The organism is Teichococcus vastitatis (genome assembly GCF_003604215.1).
In the GTDB taxonomy this organism is placed as follows: Bacteria; Pseudomonadota; Alphaproteobacteria; order Acetobacterales; family Acetobacteraceae; genus Pseudoroseomonas; species Pseudoroseomonas vastitatis.
The window spans coordinates 155,828-170,527 of record NZ_QXGS01000006.1; the positions used below are offsets into that span (position 1 = coordinate 155,828).

Below are 14,700 nucleotides of genomic sequence, written 5' to 3' on the forward strand. Positions count from 1 at the left end.
AGGCGGCGCTCTTGCCGGCGCGGGGGATGGCACAAGTTGGCCGCCCAGTTGTTGAGATGCCAGCTGGATCCTCGTTCATGCGTTCCACCTCCTGGAATGCGGGGGGGACAGCACCCGGACGCGGGCACCGCTGAGGGCGATGCGCACCGGGCCGGCGGGTTCCGGCGCCAGGGGCTCGTCATCCAGCCGCACCGCGCCACCGGGCCATTCGAAGGCCACGTCGCGCGCCGGGCGGCAATCGCAGGGCGGCGGGCCGGCATCCGGCTGCTCCAGCCAGTCCAGCATGGCGTCGCGGCAGGCCGGGGCCAGCGTCACCACCGCCAGGCGGTTGTCGCCCGGCGCGATGCAGGGCGCCAGCCGCAGCTGCGGGCCGAAGCCGGGCATGGTGCAGGCTTCCAGCAGCAGCGTTTCCACCGGGATCGCCTCGCCGCCGTCGATGCGGAGCCGGAGGCGCAGCACGGGGGCGCTGCGCAGGCTGTCCCGGAACGCCGCCCGGCCATTCTCCACGCCCTTCAGGCCGATGCGGTCGGCGCGCCGTACGCCATGGGCGAAGGCGCCGAAGCCCGCCGCCTCCACGATGGGCCGCGCGCCCCAGGGACCGGTGGCCTCGGCCAAGTCGAGGCTGCGATGCGAGCCTTCGCCCCAGCCTTCCGCCAGGGCCTCGGCATCGGCCCAGCCGCCCACGGCGCAGGCCAGGTTGTTGGCCGTGCCGAAGGGCAGCACCGCCAGGGGCGGTGCATCGGGCGGCATGTTCAGCGCCACCTCGGCCACGGTGCCGTCGCCGCCGGCCACCACCACGAGGTCGGCCGGCTGGCGCAGCGCCGCTATCCATTCCTCCGCCGTGCCGGTCTGCGGCAGAACGGTGAAGCCGGCGGCGCGCAGCGGCGCGGCGACGCGATCGGGGCTGTGCTCGGCGTCGCCGGATTTGGGATTCAGGATCAGGATGGCGCGCATGGTGGTGGGACAACACCGCAACCCGCCCGGCGTTCCAGTCGCGGCGGCAGACAGGCTGATGGGGTTCGTCAGAAGAAGACAGCGGCCGGATCAATGTTCTCTGCTGTGACCGCTGCCGCCACTCAGCGCCAAGCCACCGCTGCGGCCATTGAGCACCACGAAAAGTAAGGCGGGCATCACTGGCCCGCCCCACTTCAGCTTTCAGTCAGCGGATCATGCGCTGCTTACCGCTTCGGGTTGGCCCCACTGGTCTTGGTGTCGGGAGCATGGTCCACCGAGCGGCCGGTAACCGTGCCAGACGAGTTGTTGCTGGCCGCTGTCCCGCTCGTCCGGCCATCGTCGACCTCGACCTCCGTGCGGCGCACGGTGTCCTGCACAGTTTCGACGCGCTCCTCCGTTTCCTTGTGAATCACCACTTCCTCGCGCACCCGCGCCTCCTTCGAGACAACCGCCTCTTCTGCGTGCTCGGTCGCCTCGATCACGCGCTCGTGGAACGCATCGTCAGCATCGGTCAAGGGCCTATTGACGGCATGGCGGCTCACATCAACATGCTCTTCCCGCAAACTGACCTGCTCGCTGACTGGCGTCTCGACCACATAGCTGCGAACCCGCACGCGGCCGTGCTCGACCTCACGCTTTCCGACCCGGACGGTTTCCTCGACGATCGGGATGTGTTCCTCGGAAGTCGCAGGTCCCAGGTGTTCCACCCCGGCAGTTCTCGAGGCGGCCGACCCGGCACTGGTCGGCATAACCGCCGCAGGCGATGTCTGGTTGGAGCTTGACGTGGATGATCCTGTCCACCCCTCCTGGCGCCAGGCGGCTTCGCGCTCGTTCAGGTCTATGGCCCCGCTGGCTTCGAGCGCCGTTGCCGCTGTCTCGAACTGATTGTCAGGGATCTCGGCATAGACGGTTGCGCCGCCACGCCGAAAACCCTCTCGCAGGGTGGCCAGATCCTCCTGCGGGATGGACAAGACGCTGAGGTCGCTCGTGGAACTCTTCGAGTCAAAGACCTGAGCACGCACGCCACTGACCTGCTTGGCAAGATCAAAGGCGGCCTGTTCAGCTGCCTGAGGCGTGTCGAAATAGGCCGTCACAGTGCGCGTCATCATTCATGCCTTCTGACTAGGAGAGGGTGCTCTTGAGCAGCTGGAGCGAAGCACCCGGTAACTTCGACAGGCGCCCGTCAAGGGCGGCCCGTTGATTTGTGCTTGCATTCAACGACTTCGTTGGCGGGTAGTTTCGGTTCTCGTGCTTTCGCGTACCTATCGGCAAGCTGTCGCGGTGACTGATCCACCATAACAGGAGCCTGCATCTCGCCATCGAAGCAGTCAGCTCTGCGGATCCCCGCTGGCCTCACCGATGAGCATGTGACGGCATAACAGCCAAGGCCGGCGCGGTCGGGGAGTGATCGCGCCATCCCCGGTCATTCCGCCCGATCCGGCGCCACCCGGTGCCCCCACGGCAACGCCTGCTCAAGCCAGGGCGTTGTTCGGATCAGGGACAAGCGGGAGCAGGCGGGCATGGCTGACGGGCGCATCGAACCATATGAGGGCCCGGCCGGAGGCTGGGGCTCGATCCGCTCGGTGGAAGGCATCCTGCACCAGGAAGGCCGGCTGGTCGGGGGCAACGCGCTGCTGCTGAAGCAGAACAAGGAGGACGGCTTCTCCTGCGTCAGCTGCGCCTGGGCCAAGCCGGCGGAGCCGCGCCTGTTCGAGTATTGCGAGAACGGCGCCAAGGCGACGGCGTGGGAGACCACCTCGCGGCGCATCCGGAGCCGCTTCTTCGCCGAACACAGCCTGACCACGCTGCGCGGCTGGACCGACCACGCGCTGGAGGCGGAAGGCCGGCTGATGCGGCCGATGCGCTACGACCCGGGCAGCGACACCTACAAGGTCGTGGAATGGGAGGACGCCTTTCGCGAGATCGGCGCCGAGCTGCGCCGGCTGGAGCCGGATTCCGTGGTATTCTACGTTTCCGGCCGCGCTTCGCTGGAAGCTTCCTACATGTGGGGGCTGATGGCGCGGATGTACGGCACCAACAATCTGCCGGATTCCTCCAACATGTGCCACGAGACCACCTCGGTGGCGCTGCCCGAGAGCATCGGCGTGCCGGTCGGCACGGTGACGCTGGAGGATTTCAACAAAGCCGATTGCCTGATGTTCTTTGGCCAGAACCCGGGCTCCAACAGCCCGCGCATGCTGCATCCGCTGCAGGAGGCGGCGAAGCGCGGCGCTGCCATCATCACCTTCAACCCGTTGCGCGAGCGCGGCCTGGAGCGGTTCACCAACCCGCAATCGCCGACCGAGATGCTGGCGGGTCGGGAAACCCGCATCTCCTCCCAGTACCACCAGCTGCGGGCCGGCGGCGACCTCGCGGCGCTGACCGGCATGTGCAAGGCGCTGCTGGAGATGGATGCGGAGAAGCCGGTGCTGGACCGCGCCTTCATCGCCGAGCATTGCCACGGCTTCGACGCCTTCGCCGAGTTCCTGCGCGACACGGCGTGGGCGGAGATCGAGCGGGAAAGCAGCCTGACGCGGGACGCGATCACCACCGCCGCGCGCGGCTATGCCGCCAGCCAACGCTGCATCGCCGTCTACGGCATGGGGCTGACGCAGCACCGGCGCGGCGTCGAGACGGTGCAGATGCTGGTCAACCTGCTGCTGCTGCGCGGCAATATCGGGCGCGAGGGCGCCGGCATCTGCCCGGTGCGCGGCCATTCCAACGTCCAGGGCCAGCGCACCATCGGCATCAGCGAGAAGCCCGAGCTGGTGCCGCTCGACAAGCTGGCCGAGCAGTACCGGTTCGAGCCGCCGCGCCACAAAGGTGTGAGCACGGTGGAGGCCTGCGAGGGCATCCTGAAGGGCAGCGTGCGCGGCTTCCTGTCGCTCGGCGGCAACTTCCTGCGCGCCGTGCCGGAAACCGCGGCCATGGAGGAAGCCTGGCCGCGGATGCGGCTATCGGTGCAGATCGCCACCAAGCTGAACCGCAGCCACCTGGTGCCGGGCGAGGTCACCTTTCTGCTGCCCTGCCTGGGCCGCATCGAGTTCGACGAGCAGCAGACCGGCCGGCAGGTGGTATCGATCGAGGATTCCAACGGGCAGATCCACGCCTCGCGCGGCATGACGCCGCCGGCCGGGCGGCAACTGCGCTCCGAGCCCTGGATCATCGCCGGCATCGCCAAGGCGGCGCTGCCACCGGGCCACGAGGCGCCATGGGACCAGTGGGCGGCGGATTACAGCCGCATCCGGGAAGCGGCGCAGCAGACCTTTCCGGAGGTGTTCCGCGACTACAATGCCCGGCTCGGCCGCAAGGGCGGCTTTCCGCGTCCGCGCGCGGCGCGGCAGCGCGTCTGGAACACTCCCACGAAGCGGGCCAACTTCATGGTGCCGCGCTCGCTCGACCAGGCGCAGGATGGCGACGCGCTGCGCCTGATCACGCTGCGGTCCAACGACCAGTTCAACACCACGATCTACGGCTATGAGGACCGGTTCCGCGGCGTCAGCGGCACGCGCGAGGTGGTGTTCGCCGGTGCGGAGGAGATGCGCCGCCTGGGATTGCGGCCGGACCAGTATGTGACGCTGGAAACCGTGGCGGATGACGGGCGGCAGCGCCGCGTCGGCGGCCTGCGCGTGGTGCCCTATAACCTGCCGCCGGGCTGCATCGCGGCGTATTACCCGGAATGCAACCCGCTGATCCCGCTGTGGCACCATGCCGAGCGCAGCCAAGTGCCGGCGGCGAAATCGGTTCCGGTGCGCATCCTGAGCTAGCCGCCGGGGCGCAGCCGCGCCCAGGACAACGCGGCGGGGCAGGCCCCGCCGCGGCGCCGTGCCGGCACCACCGGAGGCAGGGCGTCAGGGGCGGCTGGCCGCTTCCTGACGCGTGCCCTGCGCCGCGAACCAGGCGGAGACAGCCTTCACCTGATCCGCCGTCAGCCGATCAGCCACGGTACGCATCAATTCCTGGCGTGGTCCGCCGCCGCGCACGCCGCTCTGCCAAGCTTCCAACTGCCGCTGCAGGTAGCCGGCATGCTGGCCGTCCAGCCGCGGAAAGGCCAGGTTGCGGCGCAGCGCCTCGTCACCGTGACAGGACAGGCAGGCGGGCACCTGCTGCGCCACGACGCCTTCGCGGGCGATGCGTTCGCCCTGCTCGATCAGCGCCGCGTCGGCTGGCGCGGCTGCGGCGGCGGCGCGGGGCTGGGCGGCGTAATGCCTGGCAATCGCCTGCAACGCCTCGTCCCCCGCGCGGGCAGCCGGGGGCTGCATCATGCCGCTGTGCCGCCGGCCCTCGGCAAAGGCGCGCAGCGTTTCCACCAGATAGGTTTCGGACTGGCCGGCGATGATCGGAAAGGCGTCGCCGTCGCGGCCCAGCCCGTCGCGGTTGTGGCAGCGCGCGCAATCCGCCAGCACCGGTGCGGCCGGATCGGACAGGCGCGCCAGCGCGGCGCTGCCGCCGGCCGGGAATTCCGCGGCTTCCTGTCCATAGGCCAGGCGGCGATATTCCTCCGGCGACAGGGACGGCAGGGCTTCCAGCAGCGCCACCATGCTCCAGACCTCATCCTGCCGCCCGGGCTCGGGCCAGGCCGGCATGCCGGAATAGCGGACCCCGTGCTGCACGATCCGGAAGAATTCCTTGCTGTCCCATTCGTCGATGCGACGGGAGAAATCCGGCGGCGCCGGCAGGCTCTGCGACACCACCGGGTTCTGCGGCTCGCCCGGGGCGGCGTGGCAGGGCGCGCAGCCGGTGGCGTAATGCCCGGCGCCGCGGGCGAGCAGGGCACGGTCCCGCAGGTCCGGCGGCTCCTCGACCAACAGCGAGTAGGTGCGCACCGAATTCTGCATCACCCAGTGCAGGAACCAGTTGGTGACGCCCCAGTGACCCCCCGTGGCGCCGACGTAGAACAGCCCGGACCAGCCGAACAGCAACCCGCCCAGCACCAGGGCCGCCAGCGCGATCCCGATGCGGCGCCAGGTCAGGCGAAGGGTCATGCGGCATCTCCCTGCCGGTTCAACATGCGGGCGGCCAGCGCCACGCCGCCCGCGAGATAGGTGGCGCCGCCGACGAGCAGCATGACGACACCGCCCAGCGCCTGGTCGTCCTGCGGCGACAGCCAGGTGCTGTGCCCGTGGTCGAACAGCGGGCGAGGCGCCAGGGTCATCAGCACGCCCAGCAGGGTCATGTGCATAGAGGTCAGCAACAATCCGATGATGCCGGCACCCTGGCGTCCAGGCTGCAGACAAGCGAGCCAGAGCAGCATCCCGGTGAACAGGAAGATGGCCTGCTCCAGCACCGCGAAGGCCACCTCGTGCCGCGCCAGATTGTGAGGCACGGGTAGGTGCCAACCCCAGACGGCGACAAATTCCACCATGGAGGCGCCAATCGGGCCGATCCAGGTGACCCGGCGCATCGGGTCCCATCTAGTGTTGGCGATGGCCAGTGCCAGCAGCGGCGCGGCAACCGCCACCACGGCCATGTGAATGGCCATGCCAGAGGTAAAACCGTGGCCCAGCAGCAGGATTGCTGGACCGCCCCAGGCCAGCGCCAGCACCAGCAGCCCGGCGCCCAGCAGGGTCCCGCGCATCAGCGGCAGTCCAGGATCAGAAAGGCGGGCAGCGCGATGAAGATGACGCTCACGAAGGACAGCGCCGACAGCAGCAGCGTGGCATAGCCCAGAAAGCGTTGCCGGTCCTCCGGCGTGGCGGCGTCGTGCGGCGGGTCTTCCAGGCCGAAGCCCGAATGGCGCCAGGCCTGCCAAGCGGAGATGGCGATCAGCGCCAGTGCAACGGCGGTGCCGCCGATCACCCAGGGCTGGAAACTTTCCAGTGAGGCGAAGCTGGCGCCCGGATTGGGCTTGGTCAGGGTGACGCCGCCGAGGCGCGCGCAGGTCACCGCCGCCACCAGGTAGCAGAACAGGAAATGCAGCGCCCAGATGGTGGGCGGCATCAGCAGGCTCCAGAGATCGGCGCGCTCGCGCAGGCGGAGGACCATGGCGTTCTCCCCTCAGGCCAGCAGCGGGACCAGAGTGACGACAGCGATGGTCGTCAGACCGGTGATACCGGCGAAGTGCCAGAACAGCACCACATTGCGGATGTCGATATCCCACCGCGTGGTCAGCTTGCCGGCAAGGGAGCGCGCCAGGCAGTAGGCCTGCATCAGCACGCCCAGCACCAGGTGCAGCGCGGTCCACAGCAGCAGCACCCAGACGATGCCGTCATAGGCATGGTCGGTGGGTTGCAGCCCGGCCTGCCACGGCGCCCACAGCATGGCGGCGGCGCTGGCCAGTGCCAGCACCGCCGAGGACACCAGCGACAGCCGCAGCCCGGTGGCGCTTCCGGCGCTGTTGCGCGCGCGCGCCAACAGCATCGCGCCCCAGGCGCCGGCCAGCAGCAGCAGGGCGAGGGCCGGCCACACGAGCCCTGGCCCTCGTGGCAATCCATCGAGACCAAGCGGCGGGAATTGCTGGTGAATGGTCCAGTAGTAGAAGTAGCCGAACACCAGGCTGGCGAACGCCGTCATGTCGCCGAACATGGTGATGAACATGGCCCACCAGCCGACCGATTGTGTGCCGGACACGTAGAGCGGCAGGCGCATGCCCCGGCCGATATCCTTGCTGTCGGTTTCCGGGATCATCGCCGTGCCGTGCCACAGCCACACCATGATGCCGAACACCCCGGCCAGCCCGACCACCAGGGAGGACCAGTAGAAGTGGAAGGCGGTGCCGATGAAACTGGTGCCGATCAGGATGGCGCAGATCATCGGCATGAAGCTGTTGCCCGGCACGCGCAGGCATTGCAGCGGCTTGCCGTCCAATACGGAGGTGACCAGCGTCTCGCGCTTTCCTTCCTCGGCATCGGCCAGGTACCAGCGGCCTTCCGCCACCTCCCGCGCCAGCTCGGGCTGGTCCCACAGGGGGTAGCGCGATGAGACCTCGGGCACCGAGCGGATGCCGTAATCCGGCGCCGGCAGCGGCGAGATCCATTCCATGGTGCCGCCTTCCCAGGGATTGGCCCCGGTGTTCTTGCGGCGGCGGATGCCGAAGACGCAGTCCCAGGTGAACAGCACTACGCCGGCCGCGAAGATGTAGGCGCCCACGGTGGAGACGAGGTTCAGCCAGTCCAGCCCGATGTCGCCGGGATAGGTGAAGACACGGCGCGGCATGCCGCGCAGCCCGGTGAAGTGCATTGGCAGAAAGGCGATGTTGAAGCCGGCGAACATCAGCCAGAACACCCAGCGGCCGAGGCGGTCCGACAGCTTCTTCCCGGTCGCCAGCGGCATGTAATAATAGGCGCCGGCGAATAGCGGCATCAGCATGCCGCCGATCAGCACGTAATGCAGGTGCGCCACCACGAAGTAGCTGTCATGCGCCTGCCAGTCGAAGGGCGCGATCGCCACCATCACGCCGGTCAGCCCGCCGATCACGAAGATCGCCAACGAGCCGGAGGCGAACAGCATCGGCAACGACATCCGCACGCGCCCTGCCAGCATGGTGGCCAGGAACACGAAGATCTGCACGCCCGTCGGAATTGCCACCGCCTCCGACGCGGCCGAGAAGAAGCCGAGCGAGATTGCCGGCAGGCCGGTGGTGAACATGTGGTGCACCCACAGCCCGAAGCTCAGGAAGCCAGTGCCCACCGCGGCCAGCACGATCCAGGAATAGCCGACAATGGGCCGCCCCGCGAAGGTCGGTATGATCATCGCCATCAGCGCGATCGAGGGCAGGAAGACGACGTAGACCTCGGGATGGCCGAAGATCCAGAACAGGTGCTGCCACAGCAGCGGGTCGCCGCCGCGCGCCGGGTCGAAGAACGGCCAGTCGGCCAGCCGCTCCAGTTCGAACAGGATGTCCCCGGCGATCAGCGGCGGAAAGGCGAACAGGATCATCCCGCCGACGATCAGCACGTACCAGCAGTAGAGCGGCATCATGTTGATGCGCATGCCCGGCGGGCGGCACTTCAGCACGCCGACGATCAGCTCCACGGCGGCCGCGATGGAGGCAACCTCGATAAAGGACAGGCCGAGCAGCCAGATGTCGGCGCCGATGCCGGTCAGCTTCGGATCGGTGGTCAGCGGCGGGTACATGAACCAGCCGGCATCCGGCGCCGCGTTGAAGAAGATGGAGCCGCAAACGAACACGCCGCCGATCAGGAAGCACCAGTAGCCGAAGGCCGAGAGGCGCGGAAAAGGAAGGTCCCGCGCGCCCAACATGGTGGGCAGCATCAGGATCGACACAGCCTCGAAGATCGGCACGGCGAACAGGAACATCATCGCCGTGCCGTGCAGCGTGAAGGCCTGGTTGTAGAGCCCGGGCGACAGCAGGTCGTTCTCCGGTACCGCGAGCTGGGCGCGCATCAGCAGCGCCAGCACGCCGGCGAACAGAAAGAAGGCGAAGGAGGTGACGGTGTACCAGACGCCCACCTCGGTGTTGTTCACCGCCGACCAGTAGCGCCAGCCCGGCTTGCTCGCCCAGACCTTGTTGAGGCGCTCTTCCTGCGCTTCGCGGCGCGTCTTGTGATCGGTCTCGCTCATGGCGTTGCATCCGCGCGGCGCGTGCCGGCTGTTCCGCTTCGGGGTGTGAGCAGCCAGTGGGCGATGCTGGCAGCCTGTTCCGGCGACAGCATGGCGAAGGAGGGCATGCGGGCGCCGGGCTTGATGTCCCGCGTGTTGCGGATGAAGCTGACGAGGTTGTCGGTGTTGTTGGGCAGGATGCCGGCGGCGATGGAGGGCCGCTCCGACAACAGCGTCAGGTCGGGGCCGACGCGGCCGGCGGCCTCGGTTCCGGCGACGGTGTGGCAGGCGCCGCAGCCATTGGCCAGAAACAGCGCCGCGCCGTCTTCGGTGCGCGGCGGCGCGGGCGGAGTGCGGCGCGATTGCAGCCAGGCCTCGAAGGCATCCGGCTCCATCACCTCGATATCCAGGGCCATCAGCGCGTGCGAGGCGCCGCAGAACTCGGCGCAGGCGCCGCGGAAGCGGCCGGTGCGCTCGGGCTCCAGCACGAGGCGGTTGGTCATGCCGGGGATCAGGTCCATCTTGCCGGCCAGCGGCGGCACCCAGAAGGAATGGATCACATCCTGCGCCGTGAGGACGAACTCGGTGCGGCGGCCGCGCGGCAGGCGCACCTCGTTGGCGCTGCTGACCCGGGTGCCGTCGGGCAGTTCATAGGTGACGCGCCACCAGAATTGCTGCCCTTCCACGGCGATGCGCAACTCTTCGCCCGGCGCGCGCAGCATCGGCATCAGGCGCAGGCCGAATACCAGCAAGATCGCCAACAAGAGGGTGGGCAGGATGGCGCCGCAGATCAGGATCACGCGCGCGGCGGCCCGGCTGCTCCAGGGCTCACCACGGCGGTGGCTGGCATAGAAGGAGAATGCCATCACCAGCGCCCAGATCACCACCGAGGCAATGAGCATCCACCAGAACAGGTCGCCCACGACCCGTGCCTCATGCCCCGCGGGATCCAAGGCGGATTGCCGACCCGAACAACCGGCCAGGATCAACGCAAGACCTGCCGCCCCCAACCCGCGCAGCGGGCGGGGGGCGCTGAAACCTAACACAATCGTCATCCTGCTCCCCGTCTGCCGGGGAACGTCGAGCTGTAGGGCGGGTTTCGGTCGACGGGGCGTTTTTCGACCCGCCCCATCCTCATCTAGTCCTTGGACTTCACCGGGATATTCACCGGCCCGGCGGGGCCTCCGGACTCCGGCGTAAAGTTGTTGTTGTCACCCGGCTTCAGGTGATACTCGCCGGGATCAATGCCCGGATCATTGGGATCGATCTGGCCTTTCAGCGGATCATGCTGTCCCACGCTCTTGGGCCGCGCGGTCGGCGGTCCACTGCCGACATCCTTGAGTTCCTCGTGGCGGTCCGTCATGGCGCTTCTCCTGGTCGGGGCGGTTACAGCATCGGCCGGCCGCCGGTCACCGGGATCAACGCACCAGTGATGTAGCTGGCTTCATCGGAAGCGAGCATCACATAGGCCGCCGCCAGTTCCGCCGGCTGACCGGCACGGCCCATCGGCGTGTTCTGGCCAAAGGTTTTCACCGCCTCTTCCGGCATGGTGGAGGGGATCAGCGGCGTCCAGATCGGCCCCGGCGCAACGCAGTTCACGCGGATGCCCTTCTCCGCCACCATCTGCGCCAGCCCGGCCGTGAAATTGGCGATGGCGCCCTTGGTGGTGGCATAGGCCAGCAGGCTGGGGCTCGGGTTCTTGGCGTTGATCGAGGTGGTGTTGACGATCGACGCGCCCGCCTTCATCACCTTCAGCGCCGACTTGGACAGGTAGAACTGCGAATAGATGTTGGTGCGGAAGGTGAGATCCCATTCTTCCGAGCTGATCTCCTGGATGTCCTCGTGGCTGCGCTGCATGGCCGCATTGTTCACCAGGATGTCGAGCTTGCCGAACTGGTCCACCGCCGCCTGAACCAGCGACTGGCAATGCGCTTCGGAGGTGATGTCGCCCGGCAGCACCACGGCCTTGCGCCCGGCTTCCTCCACCCAGCGGGCGGTTTCCTTGGCGTCGTCATGCTCTTCCGCATAGGAGATCAGCACGTCAGCGCCTTCGCGGGCAAAGGCAATGGCCACGGCGCGGCCGATGCCGGAATCGCCGCCGGTGATCAGCGCCACCTTGTCCTTCAGGCGGCCGCTGCCCTTGTAGCTGGTTTCGCCATGATCCGGGGCAGGGGACATGGCCTTGGTTTCGCCCGGCGGGCTCTGCTGCTGCGAGGGGTTCGGCGGGGTGGGATATTTGCTGGCGTCATGGTCCACGTCGGAAATCCTCCATTCTGGCGGAAGCTGAGGCTTAAGCCCCGGAAAAACCATGGCTTCCTCTGGTGAGGGAAAGCGCCGGGCGGTTCAGGGATGCCTTGGCCGCCGATCACAAGCACCGTGAGCGGCCGCTTCGCCGCCGGGCGGCAACGGGAGTCAACAGGCGCCGCGCAACCGGCTATGCCCTGCACCCGACCCGCATCGAACCTGGCCGGAGACCGCCGCATGACTGCCACTGACCTGCCCGGCGCCCTGTCACGGCTGCGCGCGGCGGCCCCCCTGGTGCACAACATTACCAATCAGGTGGTGGCCAACTTCACCGCGAACGCGCTGCTGGCGATCGGCGCCTCGCCCGCCATGGTGCAGGCCGAGGAGGAGGTGGAAGCCTTCGTGGTGCAGGCGGCCGCGCTGGTGGTGAACATCGGCACGCTGCTGGCGCCGCAGCGCCGCGCCATGCACCTGGCCGCGCGGCGGGCGGGCGAGGCCGGCATCCCCTGGGTGCTGGATCCGGTGGCCGCCGGCGCCACCGCCTTCCGGCGCGACACGGCGCACAGCCTGCTGGCCCTGCGCCCGCGCGTGCTGCGCGGCAACGCTTCCGAGATCCTGTCGCTGCTGGGGGAGGAGGGGGGCGGCCGCGGCGTGGATAGTGGCGCGGCGCCGGAGCGGGCCCGGGACGCCGCGCGGATCTTGGCCCGGCAGCATGGTCTGGTGGTGGCGGTAACCGGCGCCACCGACCACGTCACGGATGGGGAACGGATGGTGGCGCTGGAGAACGGCCACCCGATGCTGACCCGCGTCACCGGCACAGGCTGCACCGCGACGGCGCTGGTCGGCGCCTTCCTGGGCGCGGGGCTGCCGCCGCTCGATGCCGCGGTGGCAGGGCTGGCGGCGCTGGGCGTGGCGGCCGAGCAGGCGGCCGAAGGCACCGTCGGGCCCGGCAGCTTCCAGGTCGCGCTGCTGGACCGGCTGCACGGGCTGGATGGCGCCACCCTCGCGGCGCGGGCACGGTTGCGCTGAGGCCGGGTGCCCTTGGGCGCCGCCGCTTTCAGGGCGCCGTGAGGCCCCGTCGCGCCCGGCCGCTGGTGAGCGGGGCCGGCACGCCATTGCCGCGAACCGGCGGGGCGGACCGGGTGCGGCGATGGCGGGCGCGCGGCGCCCCGCCATCCGGCTTGGCCGCGATCAGCCTGGCGGCGCGTCCTGGTCGACCTCCAGCCCCAGCAGCAGGAAGGACAGCGTCTTGCCATGCCCGTCCAGGTTCAGCGCCCCATTGACGCCGCCTTGCAGCACATCCTCCACCACGAAGTTGAAGGCCTGCAGCCCTGGCAGGTCATGGCGCCGCACGGCGGTGGCGCCGCGATGCGCGAACAGCGCCAGCACCCGCGCCTCGGTCACCTGCGCCGCCAGCAGCGGCCAGTCCTCGGCGCGATGCGCGACCAGCGCCAGGTTCAGCCGGTTGCCCTTGTCGCCGGCGCGGGCATGCGCCAGCCGGTGCAGCGCAATGGTGCTCATGCCGCATCCTCCAGCGAGAGCATTGAAACCCGGGGCGCGAGGCGGTCGCGCGGCACCAGGAAGGACAGGGTGCGGATGCGGTCAGTGACGCGGGTACGCACCCCACCGCCGCCGGCGGGGCCGCAGCAATACAGCGACAGCACCTCGCGCGCCGCCCGCTCGGCGGCGGCGCGGCCCTCGCTGGCGAAGGCGAGGCGCAGCCGCACATCGGCGGGTGCCGCGGCCTCCGCCTCACGCAGCGCGCCGCCATCACCGTCGAACACGCTGACCACGCCGATCAGGTCGAGCCGCGACTGCCCCTCCAGGCCGAGGTGCCGCAGCCGCTCCCTCAGGGTGCGCCCGGCCAGCTCGGCCCGGGCGCGGGCGTTGGGACCGGCATAGGAGATCTCGCCTTCCCCCAGCCAGCCGCCGGGCAGGCTGACCGTGGCCTTCAGCGTGTCCGGCCGGGGCCGGCCGCGCGCGCCGGACAGGCGGACCCGGTCGGGCGCTTCCTCGGTGATGTGGACGCCGGTCACGTCCAGCACCACGTCCGGCGTCAGGTAGGCGGCGGGGTCGTGCAGCTCGTAGAGCAGTTGCTCGGTAACGGTGCGGCGGTCCACCCGGCCGCCGGTGCCGTCCGGCTTGGTGACCAGCACCGCGCCATCGGCGCCGATCTCTGCGATCGGGAAGCCCAGGGTCGCCATGCCCGGGATGTCCTTCACGCCCGGATCGGCGAAATAGCCGCCCGTGAGCTGGGAGCCGCATTCCAGCAGGTGCCCGGCCATGGTGCCGGCCGCCAGCCGGTCCCAATCCGTGGCGGACCAGCCGAAATGCGCCAGCATCGGGCCCAGCGCCAGCGCCGGGTCGGAACAGCGGCCGGTGATCACCAGGTCAGCGCCCTGCCGCAGCGCCTCGGCGATCGGCGCGGCGCCCAGATACACGTTGGCGGCGATCACCTGCTCCGGCACCAGCACCGCGCCGGCATCGCCCTCCCACGGATCGAGGTCGCTGAGCGCGTCGGTGCCGCGGATGTCGTCGCCCTCCACCACGGCGACGCGGAGGGCGGGCAGGCCCAGCTCCCGCGCCAGCCCGAGCACGGCCCGCGCCGCGCCGCGCGGGTTGGCGGCGCCGCCATTGGTGATGATCGGGACGCCGGCCGCCGCGCAGCGGCCGAGGATCGGGCGCAGCAGGTCGAGCAGCGCCGGCTCGTATCCCGCGTCGGGCCTTTGCAGTCGCTCGCGCTGGGCGAGGGCCAGGGTACGCTCGCCCAGCACCTCCAGCATCAGCGCCGCGGGGCCGCCGGCGGCGATCAGTGCATCGGCCACGGGGCCCGGCGCGTCCAGCCGGTCGCCGGAGAAGCCCGAGCCGCAGCCGATGCGCAGCAGGGCGGTGGGGTCGGAACCGAGGGACATGCTTACTCCGGATTGTGAACCCGGCCGGACGCGGCCGTGATGCGGGAGGCGGCGATGGCGCCGGCCCGGGGAAGGCGCCGCATTCCGT

The 14,700-nt window shown here is 69.5% G+C and carries 13 protein-coding genes; 2 read left to right on the forward strand and 11 right to left on the reverse strand.

Translation table 11 applies throughout. The annotated features are described in order from the left end of the window. Positions 1-75: 75 nt before the first annotated feature. Together D2K64_RS11345 and D2K64_RS11350 are read right to left on the reverse strand one after the other, a co-directional pair. Positions 76-954 carry a diacylglycerol/lipid kinase family protein gene (locus D2K64_RS11345; protein WP_120008459.1) on the reverse strand — a complete coding sequence of 293 codons (879 nt, stop codon included), beginning with the start codon at positions 952-954 and terminating at the stop codon, positions 76-78. A 224-nt stretch (positions 955-1,178) separates the two neighbouring features. Next, positions 1,179-2,060 carry a YsnF/AvaK domain-containing protein gene (locus tag D2K64_RS11350; protein ID WP_120008503.1) on the reverse strand — a complete coding sequence of 294 codons (882 nt, stop codon included), beginning with the start codon at positions 2,058-2,060 and terminating at the stop codon, positions 1,179-1,181. Between the two features lie 414 nt (positions 2,061-2,474). Between D2K64_RS11350 and D2K64_RS11355 the strand changes: the two genes are divergently transcribed. After that, a complete protein-coding gene (locus tag D2K64_RS11355; RefSeq protein WP_120008460.1) occupies positions 2,475-4,721 on the forward strand; it encodes an FdhF/YdeP family oxidoreductase in 2,247 nt (748 codons plus the stop codon). A gap of 84 nt (positions 4,722-4,805) precedes the next feature. Here D2K64_RS11355 and D2K64_RS11360 read toward each other — a convergent pair whose 3' ends face one another. The 7 genes from D2K64_RS11360 to D2K64_RS11390 form a co-directional block, all read right to left on the reverse strand. Then, entirely contained in the window at positions 4,806-5,939 is a 1,134-nt protein-coding gene (locus D2K64_RS11360; RefSeq protein WP_120008461.1) for a c-type cytochrome, read from the reverse strand. Beyond that, on the reverse strand, positions 5,936-6,532 hold the full coding sequence (locus tag D2K64_RS11365) for a cytochrome c oxidase assembly protein (protein WP_238384143.1): 597 nt from the start codon (positions 6,530-6,532) through the stop codon (positions 5,936-5,938). The genes D2K64_RS11360 and D2K64_RS11365 overlap by 4 nt, the downstream gene beginning before the upstream one ends. Beyond that, positions 6,532-6,939 (reverse strand): hypothetical protein, encoded by a 408-nt coding sequence (locus D2K64_RS11370; protein ID WP_120008462.1) that lies wholly within the window; start codon positions 6,937-6,939, stop codon positions 6,532-6,534. Before D2K64_RS11370 ends, D2K64_RS11365 begins: the two co-directional genes overlap by 1 nt. A 12-nt stretch (positions 6,940-6,951) precedes the next feature. After that, positions 6,952-9,477 carry a cytochrome c oxidase subunit I gene (gene ctaD, locus D2K64_RS11375; protein ID WP_120008463.1) on the reverse strand — a complete coding sequence of 842 codons (2,526 nt, stop codon included), beginning with the start codon at positions 9,475-9,477 and terminating at the stop codon, positions 6,952-6,954. Beyond that, a complete protein-coding gene (coxB, locus tag D2K64_RS11380; protein WP_274379300.1) occupies positions 9,474-10,502 on the reverse strand; it encodes a cytochrome c oxidase subunit II in 1,029 nt (342 codons plus the stop codon). The genes ctaD and coxB overlap by 4 nt, the downstream gene beginning before the upstream one ends. Positions 10,503-10,594: 92 nt before the next feature. Next, positions 10,595-10,819: a hypothetical protein gene (locus D2K64_RS11385; protein WP_120008465.1), complete on the reverse strand. Its 225-nt coding sequence runs from the start codon at positions 10,817-10,819 to the stop codon at positions 10,595-10,597. Positions 10,820-10,842: 23 nt separating this feature from the next. Then, positions 10,843-11,712 carry an SDR family oxidoreductase gene (locus tag D2K64_RS11390; RefSeq protein ID WP_238384145.1) on the reverse strand — a complete coding sequence of 290 codons (870 nt, stop codon included), beginning with the start codon at positions 11,710-11,712 and terminating at the stop codon, positions 10,843-10,845. 225 nt (positions 11,713-11,937) lie between these two features. On the opposite strand from D2K64_RS11390, the gene thiM reads away from it, so the two are divergent. After that, positions 11,938-12,729 (forward strand): hydroxyethylthiazole kinase, encoded by a 792-nt coding sequence (gene thiM / locus D2K64_RS11395; RefSeq protein ID WP_120008467.1) that lies wholly within the window; start codon positions 11,938-11,940, stop codon positions 12,727-12,729. A gap of 162 nt (positions 12,730-12,891) precedes the next feature. On the opposite strand, the gene D2K64_RS11400 is transcribed toward thiM, so the two are convergent. Beyond that, complete coding sequence (locus D2K64_RS11400) at positions 12,892-13,221, reverse strand: AtuA-related protein (protein ID WP_120008468.1); 330 nt, start codon at positions 13,219-13,221, stop codon at positions 12,892-12,894. Further along, positions 13,218-14,612, reverse strand: a complete 1,395-nt coding sequence (locus D2K64_RS11405; RefSeq protein ID WP_120008469.1) for an acyclic terpene utilization AtuA family protein — start codon at positions 14,610-14,612, stop codon at positions 13,218-13,220. The genes D2K64_RS11400 and D2K64_RS11405 overlap by 4 nt, the downstream gene beginning before the upstream one ends. Positions 14,613-14,700: the final 88 nt, after the last annotated feature.

Bases quoted from the DNA above. Each gene is read 5' to 3' on its own strand.
- D2K64_RS11345 (WP_120008459.1), bottom strand. From the start codon at position 954: ATGCGCGCCATCCTGATCCTGAATCCCAAATCCGGCGACGCCGAGCAC.
- D2K64_RS11350 (WP_120008503.1), bottom strand. From the start codon at position 2,060: ATGACGCGCACTGTGACGGCCTATTTCGACACGCCTCAGGCAGCTGAA.
- D2K64_RS11355 (WP_120008460.1), top strand. From the start codon at position 2,475: ATGGCTGACGGGCGCATCGAACCATATGAGGGCCCGGCCGGAGGCTGG.
- D2K64_RS11360 (WP_120008461.1), bottom strand. From the start codon at position 5,939: ATGACCCTTCGCCTGACCTGGCGCCGCATCGGGATCGCGCTGGCGGCC.
- D2K64_RS11365 (WP_238384143.1), bottom strand. From the start codon at position 6,532: ATGCGCGGGACCCTGCTGGGCGCCGGGCTGCTGGTGCTGGCGCTGGCC.
- D2K64_RS11370 (WP_120008462.1), bottom strand. From the start codon at position 6,939: ATGGTCCTCCGCCTGCGCGAGCGCGCCGATCTCTGGAGCCTGCTGATG.
- ctaD (WP_120008463.1), bottom strand. From the start codon at position 9,477: ATGAGCGAGACCGATCACAAGACGCGCCGCGAAGCGCAGGAAGAGCGC.
- D2K64_RS11385 (WP_120008465.1), bottom strand. From the start codon at position 10,819: ATGACGGACCGCCACGAGGAACTCAAGGATGTCGGCAGTGGACCGCCG.
- thiM (WP_120008467.1), top strand. From the start codon at position 11,938: ATGACTGCCACTGACCTGCCCGGCGCCCTGTCACGGCTGCGCGCGGCG.
- D2K64_RS11400 (WP_120008468.1), bottom strand. From the start codon at position 13,221: ATGAGCACCATTGCGCTGCACCGGCTGGCGCATGCCCGCGCCGGCGAC.
- D2K64_RS11405 (WP_120008469.1), bottom strand. From the start codon at position 14,612: ATGTCCCTCGGTTCCGACCCCACCGCCCTGCTGCGCATCGGCTGCGGC.